Genomic DNA, 14,856 nt, shown 5'->3' on the forward strand with positions numbered 1-14,856 from the left:
TTACTTCACGCCTAAGTAGCTAAGAACACGTACAAAATATGAATCCATTTTCCAATCCTGAGGACCTTTAAACATAATTCTGTGCTCTAGTTTAGAATTGAAGACAAAAGTCTCCGGAACCTTTACAACACCTAATTTACTCATAGAGATACCAGCTTGATCATGAATCACAAGAGAATTAGATGGTAAGTTATTGAATCTTTTTAGAAATTTCTTAATTTTCATGTCATCATCTTTAACGGCCATGAAAACAACTTTTACATTTTTCTCTTCCAATTTGCGTGCAAATTCAACAAATTCAGGAAATTCGGCTTCACAAGGAGCACACCAAGTTCCCCAAAAATGCACAACTAAACCATTAGAGTTTCTAGCCAAATCCTGAAGTTCAACTTCAGCATTATCAGCAAAATTATCAAGCTTAACACTTGGAAGTGACTTAAGAATATAATCACGACTTTCGTCCACGTAAGAATCTATTTTACCTTTATGATAAATAGAATAACCAAGTGTAATAGCAACAATAATGAAAATAATAGAAACTTTAGATGATGTGCTCATAGATATATTGGAAAAGTTTTAAATAAAAAAACCCATCATACGCAAATATGATGGGTTTATTCTATCTCATTCGAATTAAAAATTAATCAACAAATGCGATGTATGCCATTTTAGAGTTATCACCAACTCTATTCTCAGAAAGTCTCATGATTCTAGTGTAACCACCGTTTCTTTCTTTGAATTTTGGCCCAAGCTCAGTAAAAAGCTTGTTTACAGCATTCTTATCATTAAGTTTTTTGAATGCAAGTCTTCTGTTAGCAACTGTATCATTTTTAGAAAGAGTTACTAATTTTTCAACTACTGGTTTGATTGCTTTAGCTCTTGTAAGAGTAGTTTTAATCATACCGTGATCGATAACTTCAGAAGCAAGGTTTTTAACCATTGCAACTCTGTGTGAAGGACTTACACCTAGTTTATACTTATGTTTTTGATGTCTCATATCTCTACCTCAACTTATAACAACTTTTATTCTTCTTTTAGATCTTGCATGATGCTATCAACTTTCATACCTAGACCAAGTCCCATTTGAGAAAGTACTTCTTTAATCTCATTTAGTGACTTACGTCCAAAGTTTTTAGTTCTTAGCATCTCACCTTCAGTCTTAGAAACTAGCTCATAGATATACTTAATATCTGCGTTCTGCAAGCAGTTTGCAGATCTTACAGACAGCTCAAGCTCAGAAACTGGCTTTAATAGAGCTGCATTAGCAGTATTTTGTTGTTTCTTAGGCTTAGTTTCCATTCTTGTGATTTCTTCTTCATCTTCGAAGCTAAGGAATACAGCAAGTTGGTCTCTTAGGATCTTCGCTGAGTAAGCTACTGCATCCGAAGGCTCAACACCTGCGTTAGTCCAAACTTCAAGAGTAAGCTTATCAAAATCTGTTCTCTTACCAACACGTGAGTTTGTAACTGTATAGTTAACACGTGCAACAGGTGAGAAAAGAGAATCAAGACAAATCCAACCGATTGGAAGATCAAAAGACTCTTTATTATCAAGAGCTGTTACGTATCCTTTTCCTCTAGCAACAAGCAGTTCCATTTTAATAGATCCACCAGTTGATAGGTTACAGATAGCGTGCTCTGGATTTAAAACTTCAACATTTGCAGACTCAGAAATGTCACCAGCAGTAACAACACCCTCTACAGATTTCTCAAGAGTAAGAGTTACCTGCTCTTTATCTTTAATCTTAAAGTGAACTTCTTTAAGGTTAAGAATAATCTCAGAAACTTCTTCTTTTACGTTGTTGATTGTACCAAACTCATGCTCAACTCCATCAATTCTGATTGCAACGATAGCTGCACCCTGAAGTGAAGATAGAAGTACACGACGTAAAGAGTTTCCAAGAGTTTGTCCATAACCTCTTTCTAGTGGCTTAGCAACGAACTTACCATAAGTGTTAGTTAGCTTATCGTTATCCATTTCCAAAGCTACTGGTCTTATCATTCCTGTCCAATTTTTTGCTGTAAATGTGTCCACAGACAACTCCTTAATATAAATCTATATAATTATACTCTTCTTCTTTTCGGTGCACGACATCCATTGTGTGGAATTGGTGACCTATCAGCAACAGAAGTGATTTTAAGGCCCGCAGCGATGAATGCTCTAACAGCATTTTCTCTACCTGCACCCGGACCTTTAACTCTTACTTCAACAGTAGATAGTCCGTGCTCCATAGCCTTTTTAGCTGCTTCCATAGAAGCCATCTGTGCCGCGAATGGAGTCGATTTCTTAGACCCTCTGAATCCTAATTGACCAGCAGATGCCCATGAAATAGCGTTACCGTTCATATCAGTGAACGTAACGATTGTATTATTGAAAGAGCATTGAATATGAGCAATACCTCTCGAAATATTCTTTTTTACTTTTTTCTTTGAAGCTGTTTTCTTAACCATCATTAACTCCTAACAATTACTTCATTGACTTAATAGACTTCTTACCTGCGATTGCAACAGCTGGCCCCTTACGAGTACGAGCATTTGTAGAAGTTCTTTGACCTCTTACAGGAAGACCTTTTCTATGTCTGATCCCTCTGTAACAACCTAAGTCTTTTAGTCGTTTAATGTTAAGACCAACTTCTCTACGTAAGTCACCTTCTACAGTGTACTCACTTTCTAGAAGAAGTCTGATTTCATTTGCTTCTTCTTCAGTTAGTTCGTTTGAATTTTTGTTTAAATCGATGTTTGTTTTTTCTAATACTTCCTTAGCAACTTTCGGTCCTACACCGTAAATTGATTGAAGGGCAATTTTCATTACCTTATTTCTAGGAATATCAACACCAAGAATTCTCGCCATAGCTACACTCCTTTCCTATGATTAACCTTGTCTTTGTTTGTGCTTAGGTTGCTTACATACAACTCTAAGTACGCCTCTTCTTTTAATAACTTTACAATCTTTGCACATCGGCTTTACAGATGCTCTAACTTTCATAACAACCTCGTAAATTCTACACTAGCGTTTTTTACTTCTATATGTAATTCGGCCCTTCGTTAAGTCATACTTGCTAATCTCAACAAGTACCTTATCTCCAGGTAAAATTTTAATAAAGTGCATTCTCATTTTTCCACTAATGTGGGCAATAACAGAATGTCCATTAGGTAATTTAACCTTAAATTTTGTGTTTGGAAGAAGTTCAGTAACTTCCCCTTCAACTTCAATCGTTTCCTGATTACTCATATATTAAAACCTAAAGTAATTGCTTATATATGACTCAGGGCCATATTGCAAGACGAATTACTTATATAATAAATTAATTAACTACTTTTTTTATTTCTTCAAAAATCTCATCAAGCCCGTTAGTAGCGTCAACTCTAACTAATCGACCTTGAGACTCATAGTACTCAAGAACTGGCTCGATATTGTCTGTAAAAACCTTCATTCTTGTTCTTACAGTATCCTCATTATCATCCTTACGATGCACAAGGTCTTCACCTGAAACGTCGCACTTACCTTCAATCTTAGGTGGCTTTGTCTTTAAATTGTAGATCTCACCGCTTCCAGGAGCCACACGTCTATTAACAATTCGCTCAACCAAAGTATCAAGTGCAATATCAAAGTAAATTGCTTTAGAGTCAACTCCACCAAGTAGAGCGCTATCTAAATCCTTTGCTTGAACTAGGTTTCTAGGATAACCATCAAAAATATATGTCGACTTCTCAACAGCGCAATTCGCCTTGAGAAGGTCCAATACTAACTCGTCACTTACTAGTTCACCAGAGTCCATAACAGCTTTAATCTTGCGACCAAGCTCAGAACCTTTAGCTACTTCTGCTCTAAGTAAGTCCCCAGTAGAAACATGCTTGTACCCAAGCTCAGAAACAATATTCTTAGCTTGAGTACCTTTTCCTGATCCAGGAGCTCCAATTAAAATAAGTTGTGGTGCCATGGACTAGAACCTTCTATTGTTTCCGTTATATTTACCTTTCGACTTGTAAGACATTTCATACTTGTCAGCAAACATAAACGATTGAACATTCATCATAACTCTAACTGATACAGAAACTAAGATAAGCATTGATGTACCACCAAATCTAGTTTGTGCACCTGTAATTAATGAAGGAACAATACAAACCACGATTAAGAAAAGAGCACCAAAGAATGATAAACGATTTAATAATGTATCCAAATATTCTTTAGTTTTATCACCTGGTCTAATGCCTGGGATAAAAGCATTATTCTTTTGTAGCATCTCTGAGATCTTCTTCGTTTTGAATTGGATCGGTGCATAGAAGTAAGTCATATACACAATAAGAGTTGCAAAAAGAATATTAAATAAAAGTTGTCCTGGAGCTAAACTTTGTTGAATCGTATCAAAGTAAGGCTTAAAAGCACTGTCTGCAGGTACAAATGTAGCAAAAGTTGCAGGAGCTGCTAATAGAGAAGAAGCTAAGATTGGAGGCATAACTCCACCTGTATCAACTCTCATTGGAAGAGTTTGGTTGCCACCATAAACTCTATTATTAACAACACGTTTTGCATATTGTACCGGAACAGCTCTAAAGGCTCTTTCGATAAATGCAACTACAAAGAATGCAACAATAATAACGGCCACAAAAGTAAGAAGCTCAAGTCCTCCCATTTCACCGTTTCTAAAAAGTGTAATTTTTTGAATAACTTCTGATGGTAGCTCTACAGCAATACCAGCAAAGATAATCAGAGAAACACCATTCTCTAAACCAAATTCCGTAATACGCTCACCAAGCCAAAGTAAGAACATTGTTCCCGCAGCTAGAGTGATCATAGTTACAATTCTAAAAAGCATACCTGGTTCAGGGATAACTCTAGCACCACCTGGTGAAACAAATGTTTCGAATACAGCGGCCATTGAGTAACCTTGTATGCAACAGAGAATTACTGTTGCATACCTAGTCCACTTTTGAATTTTTTTGTTACCTTCTGAGTCTTCTTGTAGCTCTTGGATTTGAGGGATAACCTCTCCTAAAAGAGAAAAGATGATTGAAGTAGTAATGTACGGCATAATCCCCAGTGCTAAAACTGAGAAACGCTTGAAGGCACCACCACTAAAAGTGTTGATTAGGTCAAAAAGACTTCCTCCACCAGCTTCCGCAAAATAAGAAGAGATTGCCTGCGCATCAACTCCTGGTACAGGAATTTGCGCAACCAATCTATATACTACTAATAATAAAAAAGTAAAAAAGACTTTTTTCTTAAGCTCTTCAAGTTTTCCTTGAGCGTTTGACATCAGACGATCCTTTTATCTATTTTGTTGCTATTTTTCCACCAGCTTTCTCGATTGCTTCTTGAGCACCCTTAGAAAACTTTTCAATATTAACAAAATTTAACGATTTTGAAAGCTCTCCGTTAGCAAGAATTTTCACTGGACGTCTTTTGTCTGCACCCTTAAGGATACCTTTCTCAATTAGTGCTTCTTTTGTAACGTCTCCGCCATCAAATTTAGCTTCTAATGTAGATAGAGAAACCTCAGCATACACAGTTTTAAATGGTGCGTTAGAGAAACCTCTTTTTGGAAGACGCATGTAAAGTGGCATTGCTCCACCTTCGAAACCAGTTCTTACACCGCCACCAGCACGAGCCTTTTGACCCTTGTGTCCTTTACCAGCTTGAGTACCTTGACCTGAACCTTGTCCACGACCAATTCTCTTAATGTTTTTATGTGCACCTTTTGGACTTTTTAAGTTATTTAAAGTTAACATATTTACCTCTTAATCAACTAATACTGCTTATTCTTGAATGTCTAAAAGGTGAATTACCTTTTTGATCATTCCTCTAACAGCAGAAGTGTTTTCTAAAGTTTTTGAAGTTCCAGTTTTTCTTAGACCAAGTCCTCTTACTGTAGCTTTCTGCTTCTCAGTACATTTAATAGTACTTTTCTTTAATGTTACTGTAATTGTTTTCGCTGTCATATCAACCTCAATTAACCTTTAATTCTTAAGCCTTTAGCTTCTTTTCCACGTACTTTAGCTACTTCTTCTACAGATCTTAGTTGTTTAAGAGCGTCAAAAGTTGCCTTAACGATGTTATGTGGGTTGTTACCTCTAAGAGACTTAGTAAGTACGTCTTTAACACCTGCAAGTTCTAGGATTGAACGACATGCACCAGCAGCCTTAACCCCTGTACCTTCCGCAGCAGGCTTAAATAGAATCTTACCAGCATCAAATTCACCAAGTACTGTATGAGGAATAGTTCCTGCATCAACTGGTACTGAAATCATGCTTTTTTGAGCAGCTTGTGTAGCTTTTCTGATTGCTTCAGGTACTTCCTTAGCTTTACCAAGACCGTAACCTACACGACCATTCTTATCACCAACGATCATTAGAGCACTGAAAGAAAATCTTCTACCACCCTTCATAACCTTAGCAACTCTATTTACAGCAACAACTCTTTCTTCTAATTCAACATCCATAGAGTTAGCTTGACGCTTTTTCGCTGGAGCTCTCTTAGAAGCTTGTCTTTTCTTCGGTTCTGCTTTTACTGTTTTTTCAACGCTTTTATTTTCTTCAGTCATCACTTACTCCTAAATTTGAATTCCATTTTCTCTAGCAGCTTCAACAACAGCCTTGATTACACCGTGGTATCTAAGTCCGTTTCTGTCGAATACAGCAGTTGAAATATTGTTAGACTTTAGGTTTTCAGCAAGTTTTGTACCAACTAGCGTTGCACCAGCAACATTGCTTTTTCCTTCAACAGCATTTTTACCATAAGTTTGAACACTGAAAAGTGTCTTGTTAGCAACATCATCAATTACTTGAACTGTAATGTGCTTGTTTGTACGGTTAACTGATAGACGTGGTCTTTCAGCAGTTCCGTTAACTTTCTTACGGATAGCAAGTTTTCTTCTAATTTTTCTAGCTGCACTTGCTTTACCAGCTTTACCATAAGGCTTTCTAATCATTTTTAACTCCTCACCCTAGGCCCTCACTGCGGGCCATTCTCAGGCTACTATTTATTACTTACCGCCAGATTTACCAGCTTTTCTTACGATTGTCTCTTCAGCGTATTTAACACCTTTACCTTTGTATGGCTCTGGTGGTCTGAATGAACGGATCTTTGCAGCAGCAAATCCAACTAGTTCTTTGTTCGATCCAGTAAGTTCGATTTCTTTACCAGCAACTTTTGCTGCTACACCTTCTGGAAGAACATAGTCAATCGGGTGAGAGTAACCAAGGTTAAGAGTTAGTGTATTTCCACTAACAGCAGCCTTGTAACCAACACCGTTGAACTCTAGCTTTCTAACAAATCCATCAGTAACACCAGTTACCATGTTGAAAACGATTTGTCTTGCTGTACCCCACATTGCACGAGACTTTTTAGACTCATCAACTGGATTAACTTTAATTTCATTACCTTCTTGTGCAAAAGTCACTCTATCATTGAAAGTGTACTCTAGCTCACCTTTAGGTCCTTTAACTGATACAGAAGTACCATTTATTGTAACCTGAACTTTCTCAGGAACTACTACCGGGTTTTTTCCTACACGTGACATTACTCGCTCCCTACTACCAAATATTACAGATTACTTCACCACCAACTTTAGTCGCTCTCGCTTCTCTATCAGAAATAATTCCTTTAGAAGTTGATAGGATTGAAGTACCTAGACCACTAATAACTCTAGAGATATCTTTGTAACCACGGTACTGTCTAAGACCTGGTTTAGAAACTCTCTCAAGACCTACGATAGCGTCGTCTTTAAGTAATACTTTGATTCTAATATCTGATTGGCTCTTTGCAATAATTTTGAATGAACGAATATAACCTTCGTCTTTCATAACTTTACAAACACCTGCTTTCATTTTCGAAGCTGGAAATTCCACTCTATCGTGTCCAGCATTAATTGCATTTCTAATTCTTGTTAACATATCTGCAATAGGATCAGTCATCATAATTTCGTCTCCTCAACCATTACCAGCTTGACTTAGTTACACCAGGGATCATTCCTCTAAGTGCTAACTCTCTAAATTGAATTCTTGATAGTCTGAACTTTCTATAGAAAGCACGTGGACGCCCAGTTAATTCACATCTATTTCTAACTCTAATTGCAGCTGAATTTCTTGGTAGTTTCTGTAGCTTGATCATCGCTTCGAATCTTTCTTCGTCAGAAAGATTTTCATTGATAATAGCAGCTTTAAGTTCTTTTCTTAAAGTACCGTATTTTTCAGCAAGCTTAGCTCTTTTCTTGTTACTTTCAATTTTCGCTTTTCTAGCCATTACATTATCCTCAATTACTTGTTAAAAGGCATACCAAAAAGGTTTAGAAGCTCTCTACCTTCTTCGTTGTTTCCAGCAGTAGTTACGATTGAGATCCCTAGACCTCTTACTTTATCAATTTGATCGTAAGAAATTTCTGGGAAAATAATCTGCTCTTTTAAACCTAAAGTGTAGTTACCTTTTCCATCAAAACCTTTAGAAGAAACACCTCTAAAGTCACGAACTCTTGGAAGAGTGATGTTAACAAGTCTATCTAGGAATTCGTACATTCTATCACCACGAAGAGTAACGTTTGCACCTAAAGGCATACCTTCTCTTACTTTGAATCCAGCAACAGATTTTCTAGCTTTAGCTACAACTGGCTTTTGACCAGTAATAGTACCAAGATCGTTAACAATCGACTGAACAACTTTAGAGTTAGTTACTGCGTCTCTTGTACAACAGTTAACTACTATCTTTTCTAGCTTAGGAATTTGGTTAACATTCTTATAACCAAACTTCTCAGTCATTTTATTTTTAATTTCGTCATTATATAGTTTTCTGAATCTGCTCATTTTTGCCTCTATCCTTAACTCAGTACTGATCCACAAGACACAGCGACTCTAACCTTCTTACCATCTTTTTCTTCAATTCTTACTCTTGTAGCCTTTTTAGTTTTTGGGCTAACAACAGCAACATTTGAGATGTTAAGAGGTGCTTCGATGTCTACGATACCACCAGCTGGGTTCTCTTGAGTTGGTTTAATTGCTTTTTTTACTAGATTAACACCACCAACATAAACAACTTTGGTCTTGAAGTTGATTTTCTTAACTTCACCAGTTTTGCCTCTGTCTTTACCTGTTAAAACTACAACATTATCATTAACTTTTAGCTTTTGCATAACTTCCTCACTGAACCTTTGATTAAAGAACTTCTGGCGCTAAAGAACAGATCTTCGTAAAGCTCTTGTTTCTTAACTCTCTCGCAACAGGACCAAAAATACGTGTCCCTACTGGTTCATTGTTATTATTTAGTATTACAACGCTGTTCTTATCAAATCTGATGTATGAACCATCGTCTCTTCTAATAGGGTACTTCGTTCTAACGATAACCGCTTTCTTAACGTCACCCTTTTTAATTTTTCCACCTGGTAGTGCTTGCTGAACTGCTACAACAATAATGTCACCAAGATTTGCGTTCATTCTTTTTGAACCACCAAGAACCTTGATACACTTTACTTCTTTAGCTCCAGAGTTATCAGCAACTTCTAACTTAGTTTGCATTTGGATCATTACTAACTCCTAAAATAGGCTTATTAAGCCCTACTTATTTACCTTTAACAGTTCCCACTTTTTGAGTTTTGAATAAGGTTTACTTTCAATAATTGTTACATTGTCACCTAGATTCGCTTCTAAACTTACGTTATGAGCGTGGTACTTTTTAGTTTTTGTAACGAATTTGCTGTAAACAGGGTGCTTGAAACGTCTAGCAACATTCACAACAACTGTGTTTTGATTCTTTACAGAAACAACTACACCATCTAGCTTTCTCTTAAACGTATTTGTACTCATGGTTACTCACCTTTAGCATTTTTTGCTGTTAATAATTTAGCAATATTCTTTTTTGCAAGTTTTAGCTCATGAGGCTTCTCGATTCCACTTGTCGTTTTAGACATGTTGATATCAAAGATAGCTCTTCTCATTTCAACTACTTTTGCATCAATTTCTTTACCGCTTAAACCGCTTATATCTTTGTACTCTAACTTTTGCATAACTTCCTCTTAACGATTTAAAGTTCCTGCTGTTCTCTAGAAATAATTCTAGTCTTTACAGGTAGTTTATACATTGCAAGCTTAAGTGCTTGTTTACTTAGCTCAGGATCGATGTGCTTGATTTCAAACATTACTCTTCCTGGTTTTACTACTGCAACCCAAGAATCTGGAGAACCTTTACCTTTCCCCATACGAACTTCAGCTGGTTTCTTAGTAAGGACCTTATCTGGGAAGATCTTGATCCAAACGTTACCACCTCTTTTGATCTTTCTTGTCATTGCAATACGGGCAGCTTCAATTTGACGGTTAGTTATATACCCACATGATAGGGCTTGTATAGCAAATTCACCGAACGTGATAGTATTTCCACGGTTCGCCTTACCCTTCATTCTTCCTTTCTGCTGCTTACGCCACTTTACTTTCTTTGGACTTAACATATTTACCTCAATAAAATAAATTCACTAACGAATTTCCGACTACTTATAGATCTCACCTTTGTAAACCCAAACTTTTACACCGATAACACCGTATGTAGTGTGAGCTTCAGCAGTATTGTAATCAATGTCTGCTCTAAGAGTATGTAGTGGAACTTTTCTTTCTGTATAACCTTCAGCTCTTGCCATCTCAGCTCCGCCAAGACGTCCTGCTGTTCTAACACGGATACCTTTTACACCAGCTCTGAATGCTGACTGCATAACTTTCTTCATTGCTCTTCTGAAAGCTACACGTTTTTCAAGCTGACCTGCAATGTTTTCCGCGATTAACTTAGCTTCTGCATCTGGTCTCTTAACTTCTGCGATATTGAAGATTAGTGTACCTTTAGTAAGTTTCTTAAGGTCGTTTCTAATTTTCTCAATTCCTGCACCTTTTTTACCAATAGCAACACCTGGCTTAGCTGTATAAACAGTAACCTTAACCTGGTTTGAAGTTCTTGATAATTCGATATTAGCTACAGAAGCATTTTTCATGTTCTTTTCAATGTAGTTTCTAATCGCTAGATCTTCGTGAAGAGTCTCACCGTATTCTCTATCGTTAGCAAACCAGTTTGAATGCCATGACTTAATATAACCTAATCTAAAACCGTATGGATGTACTTTTTGTCCCATAATTTATCCTATGCTTCTTTTAGTTCTACTGTTATGTGACTAGTTCTTTTTCTAATTCTGAACGCACGACCTTGAGCTCTTGGCTGAATACGCTTTAAAGTTGGACCTTCGTCAGCTTTAATCGTACCGATAACTAGGTTATCTAAGTCATACTTTTCAGAATCAGCTGCGATAGCTAATCCACTATTAATTAATTTTGTTAAAACAAGTGCAATTTCTTTCTTCTCTTGGAAGCGTAAGATTCTAAGCGCCTCAGAAGCTTTCTTCTTTCTGATTAGATCGCAAACCTGTCTTACTTTTCTTGGTGCGATACCAACTCTACTGTTTCTAACTGTAATGGCCATCTGACCTTCTCCTTATTCAACTCTAACTTAACTATCTTTTCTTAGCTTTCTTATCTGCACCGTGACCAAAGTATGTTCTAGTTAGTGCAAATTCACCTAATTTATGTCCAATCATGTTATCTGTAACATAAACCGGTATGAATTTCTTACCGTTGTGTACGGCAAAAGTAAGTCCGATAAACTCAGGAACAATAGTTGATCTTCTAGACCAAGTCTTGATCACTTTGTTACCTTTGTTACCTTCTTCTTGCATTTGTAGAGCTTTTTTCATTAAGCTAATATCAACAAATGGACCTTTTTTTAATGAACGGGCCATATTAATCTCCTACTACTTTCTTCTCTTAACGATGAACTTATCAGTTCTCTTATTAGTTCTTGTCTTGTAACCCTTAGCAGGTGTTCCCCATGGTGACACTGGATGACGTCCACCTGAAGTTCTACCTTCACCACCACCGTGTGGGTGATCAACTGGGTTCATAGCAACACCACGTACAGTTGGTCTAAATCCAAGCTTTCTCTTACGTCCAGCTTTACCAATGTTACGTTTTTCGTGATCAAGATTACCAACTTGACCGATTGTCGCTACACAATCAACTTCAACTTTTCTAAGCTCACCTGATGGCATTCTAAGAAGAGCAAATTTACCTTCTTTCGCCATAATTTGAACGTAAGAACCAGCAGAACGTGCTAGCTGACCACCAGCTCCTGGATACATTTCAACATTGTGTACAAGTGTACCAACTGGAATGTCCTTAAGCTTCTTAGCATTTCCTACTTTAATATCTGCATCTGCAGAAGCGATAATCTTATCACCAACTTTTAGACCAAGTGGAGCTAGGATGTAGCTCTTCTCACCGTCTAAGTATGCGATAAGTGCAATATTACATGTTCTGTTCGGATCGTAAGAGATCGCTTGAACAGTTGCAGGGATATCTGTTTTATTTCTTTTGAAATCAATAATTCTGTATCTTCTCTTAACACCGCCACCTCTGTGTCTAACAGTGATGCGACCAGCGTTGTTTCTACCTGCAAAATTTTTCTTAACAGCTGTAAGGCCTTTAACTGGCTTTACACCTTTTGTTAACTCATCACTATTTACGACTTGCATCTTTCTTAGTGAAGGAGTTGTTGGTTTAAATCTTTTAATACCCATAATTTCCTCAGCTAACTAGTTAAACACCTTTAAAAAATTCAATCTTTTGACCTTCCGCTAATTGAACGAAAGCTTTCTTGAATTTACTAGTCTTTTTAACACCTTTACCAGCTCTTTTAACTTTACCTGGAGTGATGTTTGTCTTTACATTTAAAACTTTCACATCGTATAGAGCTTCAACAGCATTCTTGATTTGATGCTTGTTTGCCTTTAGATCAACTACAAAACCAAAACGGTTTTCGCTATCTGTAGCAACTGAAGTCTTTTCAGTGATAAGTGGTTTCTTTAATACATTTTCTAACGTCGCCATAATCTACACCAACTTATTTAATAGGGTTTCTAATGCACTCTTTTCGATAACTAGGTTTTCAAATTTTACTGCTTCGTATACAGAGAAACCTTCAACGGCCATCCCTTTACCCCACTGTAAGTTCTTCACTGCTCTAAGAGCTGGTGAGTTTTTATCAGCAGTTACTACTAAAGCAGGAAGTAAACCCTTACCATTTAATAGAGCGTACATTTCTTTAGTTTTTCCAGTTGATTCAATTGTATCTACTACTGTCAACTTTCCAGCTTGGAGTTTGTCAGCAAGTACAGATTGAATTGCAACCTTTGCCATTTTCTTATTTACTTTTTGTACGTAGCTTCTTGGGCTTGGACCGTGAACAGTTCCACCGCCTACCATAAGAGACGATCTTGTTGAACCTTGTCTAGCTCTACCTGTACCTTTTTGCTTGAATGGTTTTGCACCACCACCGCTAACATCTGAACGACCTTTAACACAAGCATTACCTTGTCTTCTTCCCGCTAGAGTAGCTTTAACAACTTGGTGAACAGCCGCTACATTAATATCTTCAGCAGTTAAGCTTACTGGAGCAGTAAGTGTTCCTGCATTTTCTAATTTCGAATTTAATACTGTTACATCACTCATAACTTATTACCTCAGCCTACAATTACTTCTTAAGTGCTTTTGCAATTCTTACAAAACCGTTTTTAGAACCAGGTACTGATCCCTTAAGTAGCATGTATCCTTTATCTTGATTAACTTCAACAACCTTGATGTTTTGAATTGTTTTTGTTTCACAACCCATGTGACCAGGCATTCTTTTGTTCTTCCAAACCTTACCAGGAGTCGCTCTGTTACCGATCGAACCACCACGTCTGTGGAATTTCGAACCGTGAGTAGCAGGTCCACCTTTGAAGTTGTGACGCTTCATTTGACCTTGGAACCCTTTACCTTTTGATGTACCAGTTACATCAACGTATGTAGAAGCTTCAAATGACTCTAGAGATAGATCTTTACCTAAGTTAGCAGCATCAACGCTCTCTGTTCTAACTTCTGCAAATTTTACAAAGTTATTTTCAACGTTAGCAGCTTTAAGGTGACCTTGAGTTGGCTTATTAACAAGCTTTTCTCTTTTTTCGTAGTAACCTACTTGGTAAGCTTCGTAACCGTCTTTGTCTAAAGTTTTAACTTGTGTAACTTTGTTAGGGATTAGTTTGATAACTGTTACTGGAACGTGGTTTCCAGCTTCATCAAAGATTCTTGTCATACCAGCTTTCACACCATAGATAGTGTTAAGCGATACAGTAGCAGTAGTCTCAACTGCTTGAGTTTCTTCTGTCATTTTGCCTCCACAGCATCACTCTTCTCCAAGAGATGCATGCATGGTTAATAATAAAAATTTTTTTCGTTTATACTAGTACTTGATCTCTACGTCAACACCAGCTGATAGATCTAACTTCATTAGGCTATCAACAGTTTGTTGAGTTGGATCAACAATATCAATTAATCTCTTATGTGTTCTCATTTCGAACTGCTCACGAGATTTTTTATCTTTGTGAGGTCCTCTAAGAACTGTAAACTTGTTAATTTCAGTTGGTAATGGGATTGGACCCGCTACTCTTGCGCCTGTCTCTTTAGCTGTTTGTACGATCTCATCAACTGAGCTATCTAGAAGCTTGTGATCATATGCGCGTAATTTAATTCTTAACTTAGAAGCTTTCATACTCATCCTATTATCAATTTTAAAAGTTGAACCTGACTTTTACTGTTTTTTTGGGCCTGTTGTCAAATTATTTTTACGCTAGGCCATATATTTTTTACGCGTCAACTTAAAATATTGAGCGTAAAAAAGGGGTGATCAAAAAATCACCCCAAAATTTAAGCAAAAATTTAGTCTAAAATTTCAGATACTGTACCAGCACCGATTGTTCTACCACCCTCACGGATTGCGAACTTAAGACCTTTTTCCATCGCGA

The 14,856-nt window shown here is 37.0% G+C and carries 31 protein-coding genes; all 31 read right to left on the reverse strand.

Annotated features, from left to right (window positions below; all coding sequences use genetic code 11):
* Nucleotides 1–558, reverse strand: coding sequence for a TlpA family protein disulfide reductase (locus tag ABMA78_RS05910; protein ID WP_392857969.1), 558 nt, complete (start codon nt 556–558; stop codon nt 1–3).
* Nucleotides 559–640: 82 nt separating this feature from the next.
* Nucleotides 641–997, reverse strand: coding sequence for a 50S ribosomal protein L17 (gene rplQ / locus ABMA78_RS05915; RefSeq protein ID WP_021266273.1), 357 nt, complete (start codon nt 995–997; stop codon nt 641–643).
* 26 nt (nt 998–1,023) lie between these two features.
* Nucleotides 1,024–2,034 (reverse strand): DNA-directed RNA polymerase subunit alpha, encoded by a 1,011-nt coding sequence (locus tag ABMA78_RS05920; RefSeq protein WP_392857971.1) that lies wholly within the window; start codon nt 2,032–2,034, stop codon nt 1,024–1,026.
* 29 nt (nt 2,035–2,063) lie between these two features.
* Nucleotides 2,064–2,450, reverse strand: a complete 387-nt coding sequence (rpsK, locus tag ABMA78_RS05925; protein WP_021266246.1) for a 30S ribosomal protein S11 — start codon at nt 2,448–2,450, stop codon at nt 2,064–2,066.
* Nucleotides 2,451–2,466: 16 nt separating this feature from the next.
* Nucleotides 2,467–2,850, reverse strand: coding sequence for a 30S ribosomal protein S13 (gene rpsM / locus ABMA78_RS05930; protein WP_021265934.1), 384 nt, complete (start codon nt 2,848–2,850; stop codon nt 2,467–2,469).
* A 21-nt stretch (nt 2,851–2,871) separates the two neighbouring features.
* Nucleotides 2,872–2,985: a 50S ribosomal protein L36 gene (gene rpmJ / locus ABMA78_RS05935; RefSeq protein WP_021266475.1), complete on the reverse strand. Its 114-nt coding sequence runs from the start codon at nt 2,983–2,985 to the stop codon at nt 2,872–2,874.
* A gap of 21 nt (nt 2,986–3,006) precedes the next feature.
* Entirely contained in the window at nt 3,007–3,231 is a 225-nt protein-coding gene (gene infA / locus ABMA78_RS05940; RefSeq protein WP_021266177.1) for a translation initiation factor IF-1, read from the reverse strand.
* Nucleotides 3,232–3,304: 73 nt separating this feature from the next.
* Nucleotides 3,305–3,940 carry an adenylate kinase gene (locus ABMA78_RS05945; protein ID WP_392857976.1) on the reverse strand — a complete coding sequence of 212 codons (636 nt, stop codon included), beginning with the start codon at nt 3,938–3,940 and terminating at the stop codon, nt 3,305–3,307.
* A 3-nt stretch (nt 3,941–3,943) separates the two neighbouring features.
* A complete protein-coding gene (gene secY / locus ABMA78_RS05950) occupies nt 3,944–5,257 on the reverse strand; it encodes a preprotein translocase subunit SecY (RefSeq protein ID WP_392857978.1) in 1,314 nt (437 codons plus the stop codon).
* Between the two features lie 16 nt (nt 5,258–5,273).
* Nucleotides 5,274–5,729 carry a 50S ribosomal protein L15 gene (gene rplO / locus ABMA78_RS05955; protein WP_392857980.1) on the reverse strand — a complete coding sequence of 152 codons (456 nt, stop codon included), beginning with the start codon at nt 5,727–5,729 and terminating at the stop codon, nt 5,274–5,276.
* Between the two features lie 27 nt (nt 5,730–5,756).
* The gene (gene rpmD / locus ABMA78_RS05960) at nt 5,757–5,939 is read right to left on the reverse strand and encodes a 50S ribosomal protein L30 (protein ID WP_021266070.1); all 183 of its coding nucleotides are present in this window, start codon (nt 5,937–5,939) and stop codon (nt 5,757–5,759) included.
* 11 nt (nt 5,940–5,950) lie between these two features.
* On the reverse strand, nt 5,951–6,439 hold the full coding sequence (gene rpsE / locus ABMA78_RS05965; RefSeq protein WP_040313879.1) for a 30S ribosomal protein S5: 489 nt from the start codon (nt 6,437–6,439) through the stop codon (nt 5,951–5,953).
* Between the two features lie 111 nt (nt 6,440–6,550).
* Complete coding sequence (gene rplR, locus ABMA78_RS05970) at nt 6,551–6,928, reverse strand: 50S ribosomal protein L18 (protein ID WP_392857982.1); 378 nt, start codon at nt 6,926–6,928, stop codon at nt 6,551–6,553.
* Nucleotides 6,929–6,982: 54 nt separating this feature from the next.
* Nucleotides 6,983–7,519: a 50S ribosomal protein L6 gene (gene rplF, locus ABMA78_RS05975; protein WP_392857984.1), complete on the reverse strand. Its 537-nt coding sequence runs from the start codon at nt 7,517–7,519 to the stop codon at nt 6,983–6,985.
* A 13-nt stretch (nt 7,520–7,532) separates the two neighbouring features.
* Entirely contained in the window at nt 7,533–7,913 is a 381-nt protein-coding gene (rpsH, locus tag ABMA78_RS05980; RefSeq protein WP_040313878.1) for a 30S ribosomal protein S8, read from the reverse strand.
* A 22-nt stretch (nt 7,914–7,935) separates the two neighbouring features.
* Complete coding sequence (gene rpsN, locus ABMA78_RS05985; RefSeq protein WP_021266310.1) at nt 7,936–8,241, reverse strand: 30S ribosomal protein S14; 306 nt, start codon at nt 8,239–8,241, stop codon at nt 7,936–7,938.
* A gap of 14 nt (nt 8,242–8,255) precedes the next feature.
* Complete coding sequence (gene rplE, locus ABMA78_RS05990) at nt 8,256–8,795, reverse strand: 50S ribosomal protein L5 (RefSeq protein ID WP_392857986.1); 540 nt, start codon at nt 8,793–8,795, stop codon at nt 8,256–8,258.
* A 14-nt stretch (nt 8,796–8,809) separates the two neighbouring features.
* A complete protein-coding gene (gene rplX / locus ABMA78_RS05995; RefSeq protein ID WP_021265798.1) occupies nt 8,810–9,121 on the reverse strand; it encodes a 50S ribosomal protein L24 in 312 nt (103 codons plus the stop codon).
* Between the two features lie 22 nt (nt 9,122–9,143).
* Nucleotides 9,144–9,512, reverse strand: coding sequence for a 50S ribosomal protein L14 (rplN, locus tag ABMA78_RS06000; protein WP_021265914.1), 369 nt, complete (start codon nt 9,510–9,512; stop codon nt 9,144–9,146).
* Between the two features lie 30 nt (nt 9,513–9,542).
* A complete protein-coding gene (rpsQ, locus tag ABMA78_RS06005; protein WP_392857990.1) occupies nt 9,543–9,791 on the reverse strand; it encodes a 30S ribosomal protein S17 in 249 nt (82 codons plus the stop codon).
* A 2-nt stretch (nt 9,792–9,793) separates the two neighbouring features.
* Nucleotides 9,794–9,991, reverse strand: a complete 198-nt coding sequence (rpmC, locus tag ABMA78_RS06010) for a 50S ribosomal protein L29 (RefSeq protein WP_021266478.1) — start codon at nt 9,989–9,991, stop codon at nt 9,794–9,796.
* Between the two features lie 17 nt (nt 9,992–10,008).
* A complete protein-coding gene (gene rplP / locus ABMA78_RS06015) occupies nt 10,009–10,428 on the reverse strand; it encodes a 50S ribosomal protein L16 (protein WP_021266311.1) in 420 nt (139 codons plus the stop codon).
* 39 nt (nt 10,429–10,467) lie between these two features.
* Complete coding sequence (rpsC, locus tag ABMA78_RS06020) at nt 10,468–11,097, reverse strand: 30S ribosomal protein S3 (RefSeq protein WP_021265986.1); 630 nt, start codon at nt 11,095–11,097, stop codon at nt 10,468–10,470.
* Between the two features lie 8 nt (nt 11,098–11,105).
* Nucleotides 11,106–11,441: a 50S ribosomal protein L22 gene (rplV, locus tag ABMA78_RS06025; protein ID WP_021266204.1), complete on the reverse strand. Its 336-nt coding sequence runs from the start codon at nt 11,439–11,441 to the stop codon at nt 11,106–11,108.
* A gap of 31 nt (nt 11,442–11,472) precedes the next feature.
* Nucleotides 11,473–11,757, reverse strand: coding sequence for a 30S ribosomal protein S19 (gene rpsS / locus ABMA78_RS06030; protein WP_021266332.1), 285 nt, complete (start codon nt 11,755–11,757; stop codon nt 11,473–11,475).
* A 12-nt stretch (nt 11,758–11,769) separates the two neighbouring features.
* Nucleotides 11,770–12,594, reverse strand: coding sequence for a 50S ribosomal protein L2 (gene rplB, locus ABMA78_RS06035; protein ID WP_392857994.1), 825 nt, complete (start codon nt 12,592–12,594; stop codon nt 11,770–11,772).
* Nucleotides 12,595–12,613: 19 nt separating this feature from the next.
* Nucleotides 12,614–12,904: a 50S ribosomal protein L23 gene (gene rplW, locus ABMA78_RS06040; protein ID WP_392857995.1), complete on the reverse strand. Its 291-nt coding sequence runs from the start codon at nt 12,902–12,904 to the stop codon at nt 12,614–12,616.
* Nucleotides 12,905–12,907: 3 nt separating this feature from the next.
* Nucleotides 12,908–13,525: a 50S ribosomal protein L4 gene (gene rplD, locus ABMA78_RS06045; protein ID WP_392857997.1), complete on the reverse strand. Its 618-nt coding sequence runs from the start codon at nt 13,523–13,525 to the stop codon at nt 12,908–12,910.
* 22 nt (nt 13,526–13,547) lie between these two features.
* Nucleotides 13,548–14,222, reverse strand: a complete 675-nt coding sequence (rplC, locus tag ABMA78_RS06050; protein WP_392858000.1) for a 50S ribosomal protein L3 — start codon at nt 14,220–14,222, stop codon at nt 13,548–13,550.
* A gap of 72 nt (nt 14,223–14,294) precedes the next feature.
* Entirely contained in the window at nt 14,295–14,603 is a 309-nt protein-coding gene (rpsJ, locus tag ABMA78_RS06055; RefSeq protein WP_021265868.1) for a 30S ribosomal protein S10, read from the reverse strand.
* Nucleotides 14,604–14,770: 167 nt separating this feature from the next.
* Nucleotides 14,771–14,856, reverse strand: an 86-nt coding sequence (locus ABMA78_RS06060) for a hypothetical protein (RefSeq protein ID WP_392858019.1), incomplete at its 5' end; no start/stop codon positions are given.

Source organism: Halobacteriovorax sp. RZ-2, assembly GCF_043196685.1.
Lineage (GTDB): Bacteria > Bdellovibrionota > Bacteriovoracia > Bacteriovoracales > Bacteriovoracaceae > Halobacteriovorax_A.

What these genes read in the sequence shown, in the direction of transcription:
- ABMA78_RS05910 (WP_392857969.1), bottom strand. Translation starts at nt 558, where the DNA reads ATGAGCACATCATCTAAAGTTTCTATTATTTTCATTATTGTTGCTATT.
- rplQ (WP_021266273.1), bottom strand. Translation starts at nt 997, where the DNA reads ATGAGACATCAAAAACATAAGTATAAACTAGGTGTAAGTCCTTCACAC.
- rpsK (WP_021266246.1), bottom strand. Translation starts at nt 2,450, where the DNA reads ATGGTTAAGAAAACAGCTTCAAAGAAAAAAGTAAAAAAGAATATTTCG.
- rpsM (WP_021265934.1), bottom strand. Translation starts at nt 2,850, where the DNA reads ATGGCGAGAATTCTTGGTGTTGATATTCCTAGAAATAAGGTAATGAAA.
- rpmJ (WP_021266475.1), bottom strand. Translation starts at nt 2,985, where the DNA reads ATGAAAGTTAGAGCATCTGTAAAGCCGATGTGCAAAGATTGTAAAGTT.
- infA (WP_021266177.1), bottom strand. Translation starts at nt 3,231, where the DNA reads ATGAGTAATCAGGAAACGATTGAAGTTGAAGGGGAAGTTACTGAACTT.
- ABMA78_RS05945 (WP_392857976.1), bottom strand. Translation starts at nt 3,940, where the DNA reads ATGGCACCACAACTTATTTTAATTGGAGCTCCTGGATCAGGAAAAGGT.
- secY (WP_392857978.1), bottom strand. Translation starts at nt 5,257, where the DNA reads ATGTCAAACGCTCAAGGAAAACTTGAAGAGCTTAAGAAAAAAGTCTTT.
- rplO (WP_392857980.1), bottom strand. Translation starts at nt 5,729, where the DNA reads ATGTTAACTTTAAATAACTTAAAAAGTCCAAAAGGTGCACATAAAAAC.
- rpmD (WP_021266070.1), bottom strand. Translation starts at nt 5,939, where the DNA reads ATGACAGCGAAAACAATTACAGTAACATTAAAGAAAAGTACTATTAAA.
- rpsE (WP_040313879.1), bottom strand. Translation starts at nt 6,439, where the DNA reads ATGGATGTTGAATTAGAAGAAAGAGTTGTTGCTGTAAATAGAGTTGCT.
- rplR (WP_392857982.1), bottom strand. Translation starts at nt 6,928, where the DNA reads ATGATTAGAAAGCCTTATGGTAAAGCTGGTAAAGCAAGTGCAGCTAGA.
- rplF (WP_392857984.1), bottom strand. Translation starts at nt 7,519, where the DNA reads ATGTCACGTGTAGGAAAAAACCCGGTAGTAGTTCCTGAGAAAGTTCAG.
- rpsH (WP_040313878.1), bottom strand. Translation starts at nt 7,913, where the DNA reads ATGACTGATCCTATTGCAGATATGTTAACAAGAATTAGAAATGCAATT.
- rpsN (WP_021266310.1), bottom strand. Translation starts at nt 8,241, where the DNA reads ATGGCTAGAAAAGCGAAAATTGAAAGTAACAAGAAAAGAGCTAAGCTT.
- rplE (WP_392857986.1), bottom strand. Translation starts at nt 8,795, where the DNA reads ATGAGCAGATTCAGAAAACTATATAATGACGAAATTAAAAATAAAATG.
- rplX (WP_021265798.1), bottom strand. Translation starts at nt 9,121, where the DNA reads ATGCAAAAGCTAAAAGTTAATGATAATGTTGTAGTTTTAACAGGTAAA.
- rplN (WP_021265914.1), bottom strand. Translation starts at nt 9,512, where the DNA reads ATGATCCAAATGCAAACTAAGTTAGAAGTTGCTGATAACTCTGGAGCT.
- rpsQ (WP_392857990.1), bottom strand. Translation starts at nt 9,791, where the DNA reads ATGAGTACAAATACGTTTAAGAGAAAGCTAGATGGTGTAGTTGTTTCT.
- rpmC (WP_021266478.1), bottom strand. Translation starts at nt 9,991, where the DNA reads ATGCAAAAGTTAGAGTACAAAGATATAAGCGGTTTAAGCGGTAAAGAA.
- rplP (WP_021266311.1), bottom strand. Translation starts at nt 10,428, where the DNA reads ATGTTAAGTCCAAAGAAAGTAAAGTGGCGTAAGCAGCAGAAAGGAAGA.
- rpsC (WP_021265986.1), bottom strand. Translation starts at nt 11,097, where the DNA reads ATGGGACAAAAAGTACATCCATACGGTTTTAGATTAGGTTATATTAAG.
- rplV (WP_021266204.1), bottom strand. Translation starts at nt 11,441, where the DNA reads ATGGCCATTACAGTTAGAAACAGTAGAGTTGGTATCGCACCAAGAAAA.
- rpsS (WP_021266332.1), bottom strand. Translation starts at nt 11,757, where the DNA reads ATGGCCCGTTCATTAAAAAAAGGTCCATTTGTTGATATTAGCTTAATG.
- rplB (WP_392857994.1), bottom strand. Translation starts at nt 12,594, where the DNA reads ATGGGTATTAAAAGATTTAAACCAACAACTCCTTCACTAAGAAAGATG.
- rplW (WP_392857995.1), bottom strand. Translation starts at nt 12,904, where the DNA reads ATGGCGACGTTAGAAAATGTATTAAAGAAACCACTTATCACTGAAAAG.
- rplD (WP_392857997.1), bottom strand. Translation starts at nt 13,525, where the DNA reads ATGAGTGATGTAACAGTATTAAATTCGAAATTAGAAAATGCAGGAACA.
- rplC (WP_392858000.1), bottom strand. Translation starts at nt 14,222, where the DNA reads ATGACAGAAGAAACTCAAGCAGTTGAGACTACTGCTACTGTATCGCTT.
- rpsJ (WP_021265868.1), bottom strand. Translation starts at nt 14,603, where the DNA reads ATGAAAGCTTCTAAGTTAAGAATTAAATTACGCGCATATGATCACAAG.